This is a genomic window from Deinococcota bacterium (genome assembly GCA_030858465.1).
GTDB lineage: Bacteria > Deinococcota > Deinococci > Deinococcales > Trueperaceae > JALZLY01.
Window position 1 is genome coordinate 1 of sequence record JALZLY010000060.1, and the last position, 5,763, is coordinate 5,763.

Annotated in this window: 8 protein-coding genes; 3 read left to right on the forward strand and 5 right to left on the reverse strand. The window is 68.5% G+C overall.

What is annotated here, in order from left to right; all coding sequences use genetic code 11:
• A partial coding sequence (locus M3498_03090; protein ID MDQ3458280.1) for a hypothetical protein occupies nucleotides 1-792 on the reverse strand: 792 nt, incomplete at its 3' end.
• A 414-nt stretch (nucleotides 793-1,206) separates the two neighbouring features.
• On the opposite strand from M3498_03090, the gene M3498_03095 reads away from it, so the two are divergent.
• The 3 genes from M3498_03095 to M3498_03105 all read left to right on the forward strand — a co-directional run bounded on the left by M3498_03095 (nucleotide 1,207) and on the right by M3498_03105 (nucleotide 3,572).
• Complete coding sequence (locus M3498_03095; GenBank protein ID MDQ3458281.1) at nucleotides 1,207-1,578, forward strand: circadian clock KaiB family protein; 372 nt, start codon at nucleotides 1,207-1,209, stop codon at nucleotides 1,576-1,578.
• Between the two features lie 73 nt (nucleotides 1,579-1,651).
• Complete coding sequence (gene kaiC, locus M3498_03100; protein ID MDQ3458282.1) at nucleotides 1,652-3,145, forward strand: circadian clock protein KaiC; 1,494 nt, start codon at nucleotides 1,652-1,654, stop codon at nucleotides 3,143-3,145.
• A gap of 10 nt (nucleotides 3,146-3,155) precedes the next feature.
• Nucleotides 3,156-3,572, forward strand: a complete 417-nt coding sequence (locus M3498_03105) for a PAS domain-containing protein (protein MDQ3458283.1) — start codon at nucleotides 3,156-3,158, stop codon at nucleotides 3,570-3,572.
• Between the two features lie 43 nt (nucleotides 3,573-3,615).
• Here the strand turns inward: M3498_03105 and cdd are convergent, their stop codons facing one another.
• From cdd to M3498_03125, 4 genes are all read right to left on the reverse strand, one after another.
• Nucleotides 3,616-4,005: a cytidine deaminase gene (cdd, locus tag M3498_03110; GenBank protein ID MDQ3458284.1), complete on the reverse strand. Its 390-nt coding sequence runs from the start codon at nucleotides 4,003-4,005 to the stop codon at nucleotides 3,616-3,618.
• Nucleotides 4,002-4,427, reverse strand: a complete 426-nt coding sequence (locus M3498_03115) for a diacylglycerol kinase (protein MDQ3458285.1) — start codon at nucleotides 4,425-4,427, stop codon at nucleotides 4,002-4,004. Before M3498_03115 ends, cdd begins: the two co-directional genes overlap by 4 nt.
• The gene (gene ybeY, locus M3498_03120) at nucleotides 4,376-4,801 is read right to left on the reverse strand and encodes an rRNA maturation RNase YbeY (protein ID MDQ3458286.1); all 426 of its coding nucleotides are present in this window, start codon (nucleotides 4,799-4,801) and stop codon (nucleotides 4,376-4,378) included. The genes M3498_03115 and ybeY overlap by 52 nt, the downstream gene beginning before the upstream one ends.
• On the reverse strand, nucleotides 4,758-5,763 hold a 1,006-nt coding region (locus M3498_03125; protein ID MDQ3458287.1), incomplete at its 5' end, for an HDIG domain-containing protein. The genes ybeY and M3498_03125, both read right to left, overlap by 44 nt.

The window sequence follows — 5,763 nt, forward strand, 5'->3', positions numbered from 1 at the left end:
GAGGGCGGCCTCGCGGTCGCCCGCGGCGAGCGTGACGATGCCGCGCGTGACCCAGGCCTCGGCGTCGGCGGGGGCGCGCTCGGTCGCCTGGGCCGCCAGCACCAGCGCCCCCTCGAGATCGCCCGCCAAGGCCAGCGCCCGCGCCCGTTCGGCCAGGACCCAGCTCGAGTCCGGGCTCAGCTGCGCGGCCACCTCGAGCTGCGCCCGGTTGGGCGCCTGAGTGCGCAGGGCCGACTCGGCCACCGCCAAGAGACTGGAGAACTCCGGCGTCTGCGCCAAGACGCTGTCGAGTTCGGCGCGGTCCTCGCCGCTCAGGGCCAGGCCAAGGGCGCGGACGACCTCGTTCACGACGCGCGCGGCGAGCTCTGGAGCGTCCTCGAGCGGACCGCTGACGGTCAGGTCGCGGGCCTCGGGAAAGCGCGGCCCCGAGAGGCCGATGAGGATCTGCGCCTGGTTGCCGCTCGCCTCGACCTGGCCGCTCACCACCACCGCCGCGTCAAAGGCCTCGGCCAGAGCTTCAGGGCTCAAGCGGTCGGCGCCCTGCAAGCGCTCGGCCACGGCCAGCGCGTCGCCCACGGGCGGCACGTAGACGTTGTCGATGGTGTTGAGGCCGCGCTGCAAGGCGGCGGCCATGCCGGCGCCGTAGGGCGCGGTGGTCTCGCTGGTGCTGAACGGTAGGGCGACGACGCGCGTGACCTGCTGTTGCGCGCTTGCCGGCTGTTGCGCCGCGGCGAGGGAAACCAGGAGAGCCAACAGTAGGGTCAAAAGGAGGCTGAGGAGGGCATTTTTCATCCCAGGGAGTATACCCGAGCCGAGTGAGAAGCCTAAGAGGCACCGTCTTCCGAAGGGTTTTGAGACAGCAGGAGCTCGGGATTACGGCAGAGACGCTGGCAGAGACGCTGGCAGAGACGCTGGCGAGGTCAGGATCGGTGACCGGCTCGCCATGACCTCCACGGTAGAGGTCACGGTGGCGGCCACGGTGGAGGCCACGGTAGCGGTCACGGTGGCGATCATAGCGGAGGACAGAGGAGGAAGGTCTATCGCCAAGCCGCCGCCATTGGTCAAAGGTTGGTCAAAGGGATATTCGTGCGGTATAGTCGTGGTCTCGACACTCGAGAACAGAGTAGGAGTAACGGAGTAAGGGCAGATGAACGACTAGGAATCAGGGTACGGAGAATAAGAATAAAGGGTATGGGTCGGTGAGGCGTGGCTAACTTTCAGTTCAAGCTCTTCGTGGCCGGCGACGGCGCCAGGTCGGAGCGCACGGTCGCCAACCTCCGCCGCCTCTGCGACGAGGCACTGGGGGGAGACTGCGACGTCGCGGTGATCGACGTGCTCGAGCAGCCTCAGCTGGCCGAGGAGTTCAAGATCCTGGGCACGCCGACGCTGATCAAACTGCTGCCCCCGCCGGTCGTGCGCATCATCGGCGACCTGTCGCTGGGCGACCGGGTGCTGCGCGCCCTCGAGCTGCCGCGCCGGAGGAACCCCGGCACCAGGAACCCCGGCAGCAGCGACGCCGGTAGCAGCGACGCCCATAGCGACACGGGTTATGAAGAGGGAGAAGGGGGAGGGGAATGAAGCCACAGCTATGGTCCGCCCGCTCCGCCGGACTGCGCCGGCCTGGGATTGGACTCGGCGCGGGAAGGGCGGGATGAACGTCGAAAAGCTCCCGACCGGCATTCCCGGCTTTGACAACATCAGCCACGGCGGTCTTGCCAAGGGCCGGAGCACATTGGTCGCGGGCACCACGGGCAGCGCCAAGACGGTCTTCGCCAGCCAGTTTTTGGCCGAGGGCGCCAGGAGGGGCGAGGCGGGCGTCTTCGTCAACCTGGAGGAGACGCCCGAGGATATCCGCCGCCACACCGCCTCCTTCGGCTGGGACATTCCGGCCTGGGAGAAGGACAACCTCTGGGCCTTCGTCGACGCCTCGGCGCACCACGGCCTCAGCGTCGAGGCCGGCGCCTACGACCTGAGCGCGCTCCTGACCCGCATCGAGCACGCGGTGAAGCGGGTCAAGGCGGTGCGCGTCGCCATCGACCCGCTCACCGCTCTCTTCATGCAGCTCTCGGACAGGGCGGTGGTGCGCAGCGAGCTCTACCGCATCATGCTGGCGCTCAGGGCTCTCGACGTCACCGCGCTGTTCACCGTGCAGATGGATCAGGACACCTACAACCTCTCGCGCTTCGGCGTCGAGGAGTTCGCGGTCGACAGCGTCATCTTGTTGCGCAACACCCTCAGAAGCGAAAGGCGCCGGCGCACGGTCGAGATCCTCAAGTTCCGCGGTGCCGACCATCGCAGGGGGGAGTTGCCCTTTTCGGTGGTGTCCGGCAGCGGGATCAACGTGATCCCGCTCTTGGGCGGTCAGCTGGAGCAGGTCCTGAGCGACGTGCGCCTGTCCTCGGGCGTCGAGGAACTCGACGTCATGACCGGCGGCGGCTTTTTGCGCGGCTCCATCATCCTGGTTTCCGGCGCGACCGGCACCGGCAAGACCCTGACGGTTACCAGCTTTCTGGCGGCGGCCATCAGCCAGGGCGAGCGCTGTCTGATCTTCGCCTTTGGCGAGGGCTACGAGCAGCTGCTGCGCAATGCCGCGGCCTGGGGCCAAGACTTGAAGGGCCTGGAGGCGGAGGGGCGCCTCAAGATCGTCAACGACTATCCGGAGGCGGCGACGCTCGAGGACCACCTCATCACCATGCAGCGCCTGATCGATGAGTTCAGGCCCGACCGCGTCGCCGTGGACAGCCTCTCGGCGCTGGAGCGCGTGTCCGACGTTCACGGCTTTCGCGAGTTCGTGGTCAGCCTGTCGTCGTTCATCAAGGGGCGCGAGATCACCACCATGTACACCTCGACCACGCCGGGGCTCTCCGGCGGCACCTCGGTCACCGAGGCGGAGGTTTCCACCGTCGCCGACACCACCTTGTTGCTGCGCTACTTCGAGGTGCGCGGCGAGATACGCCGCTGTCTGGCGGTCCTCAAGATGCGCGGCTCGGCGCACGACAAGGACATCCGCGAGTACAGCATCGACGAGAGCGGCATGCAGCTCGGCGAGCCGGTGCGCGACGTGGCGGGCCTCCTGGCCGGCAATCCCCGGAGTCAGGGCGTCGCCGCCGCCGCGCCCGGGGGCTTAGACGAGAAGGACGAGTGACCGAGACGCCGTGAGCCAAGCCGATCCCCATCTCCTGGCGCTCATAAGGGAGCAGCCGGCGGGCCTCGAGGCTTGCGCGGCCGGCCTGCTGGCGGTCTTCGAGAAGAGCACGGCGGGGGTGATGGTGGTCGACCGGGAGGGGGAGGTGCTGTTCATCAACGCGGCCGCCGAAAGGCTGATGGACCGCGAGAGCACGGGGCTGCTGGGACAGCCCTTCGGCGTGCCCGCGCTGAGGGGCGAGAGCATGAAGTTCGTGTTCGTCAGGCGCTGGGTCGAGCTGGTCACGGTGGAACTGCTGGCGCTCGAGGCCAGCTGGCGGGAGTGTCCGGCCTATCTGTTGGCCTTTCACGAGACCGGCCCGCAAGCGGAGGCTCAGCGGGCGCACCTGTCGGCGCTAGGCCGCTTTAGAGCCGAGCGCGAGCCTTAGGCTAGGGAGGCTAGGGAGGCTAGGGAGGCTAGGGAGGCTAGGGCTAAGGCAGCCTGAAGGCCCCCGGCAGCAACTCGGCGACGCTCACGGCCTTCACCTCCCCCTCCTGGTTGACCAGCCACACCCGCGCCGAGGGCGCGAACTCGAGCATGATCTGCCTGCAGGCGCCGCAGGGGGAGGCGGGCGGGCCGGAGGCGGTGTAGACGACGACCTCGCTGAACAGGCGCTCGCCCGCCGAGGCCATCGCCAACACCGCCGACTGCTCGGCGCAGCGCGACAGCCCGTAGGAGCCGTTTTCGACGTTGGCGCCGAAAAAGACCCGGCCGCTCTCGGCGCGCAGCGCCGCGCCCACCCTAAACCGCGAGTAGGGGGCGTAGGCGTTGTGCCAGGCGGCCTGGGCCGCCGCCAACAGGTCGCTGGGCGGATCGTTCATTGGATAATCCCGAACAGCGCCTGCCACAGCGGCGGTCCCAGGACCAGCAGGCCGACGAGGAGCGCCCCCATCGCGGCGAGCATCACGGCGGCGGCGGTCAGGTCCTTGGCGATCTTGGCGAGCGGGTGAAAGTCAGGCGTCACCAGGTCGATGGTCGCCTCGACGGCGCTGTTGATCAGCTCGAGGCCCAGGACCAGCACGGCCGCCAAGAGGACGGGCGCGGGGTTGACCCCGAGCACCAGGCTGAGCGCCAGAGCGGCCAGCCCGATGGCGAACTCGATGCGGAAGTTGCGCTCCTGGGCCCAGGCCCAGGCGAGGCCGGCGCCGGCGTGGCGGAAGGCGGCCAGGGGCGAGTCCGGAGCAAGCTTGTCTAGGGGTTCGGCTCGAGGACGAGCCTTTGGGCGTTCTCGAAGTCGCGCCACGCCGCCTCCGTTTCGTGATCATGGCCCAAGAGGTGCATGAGGCCGTGGGCCGCCAAGACCTTGACCTCGCCCTCCAGATCGTGGCCGTGCTGGGGGGCCTGCCGCGCGGCCGTGTCCAGGGAAACAAAGATATCGCCCAGAAAGCCGGTCTCGGGCATGCCCACGTCGTCCGGCTCGCGCAGGGGATAGGAGAGCACGTCGGTGGGCTCGTCTACGCTGCGGTGGGCCAGGTTGAGCCGGCGGATGCCGGCGTCGTCCACGAGCACCAGAGTGAGCTCACCCTGCGCCCCCAGCGCGGCCATGAGCCGCTCCAGGGCCGCGGCCAGCGCCTCAGGACGCGGGTACCGCCGGGTCTCGTCGAGAACTTCTATCATGTTTGAGTCCTTTGATCTCCTCGGGGCTGGGATAGCTTATGCGGCGGTGCAAGATGGCCGTGAGCATCCGCTCGAAGGTGCCCGCGATCACCTCGAGGTCGCGGAAGTTGAGGGGGCTGTCGGCGAGCTGGTCGTCGTGGAGCCGCTGCTCGATGAGCCGGTCGATGAGCGCGCGGATCGAGCCCTGGCTGGGCTCCGAGAGGCTGCGCGAGGCGGACTCGACGGCGTCGGCGAGCATCAGGACGGCGGTCTCCTTGGTCCGGGGACGCGGCCCGGCGTAGCGGAAGTTGAGCTCGTCGAGGCGCGAGGAGTCCTCCAGGGCCCGCTTGTAGAAGTAGCTCAGGACCGTGGTGCCGTGGTGCTCTAAGACGAAGGGCTCGAGCGCCCTGGGCAGTTTGAACTGGCGCAAGAGCTCGAGGCCGTCGCGGACGTGGCTGGTGATGATAAGAAAGCTGAGGTGCGGGCTCAGCCGGTCGTGCGGGTTTTCGCCCGCGAACTGGTTCTCGACGAAAAACTGTGGCCGCCGCGTCTTGCCGACGTCGTGGTAGAGCGCGCCGACCCGGGCCAGGAGGGCGTTGCCGCCGATGTTCTTGACCGCCTGATCGACTAAGTTGGCGATGATCAGGCTGTGCTGGTAGCTGCCGGGCGCCTCGAGCATGAGCTTTTGCAGGAGCGGATGGGCGGGGTTCGAGAGCTCGAGGAGGCGAAACTCGGTCAAAAAGCCGATGCTGTTGGTCTCCGCGAGCGGCAGCAGGCCGAGCGCCAACAGGCCCGCGACCAGGCCGCCGCCCAAGACCCAGGCCAGCCCCTGAAGGTTCCAGAGGAGGTCCAAGTCGCCGCTCAGCAGGTTGAAGACCAGGAGGCCCAGGGCCGCGGCCAGACTGGCCAGCATGGCGGCGACGAGAAGCCAGGCCCGCGTCCTCAGGCGACCGGCTAGCGTGGCCGCGGCCACGCTGGTGGTG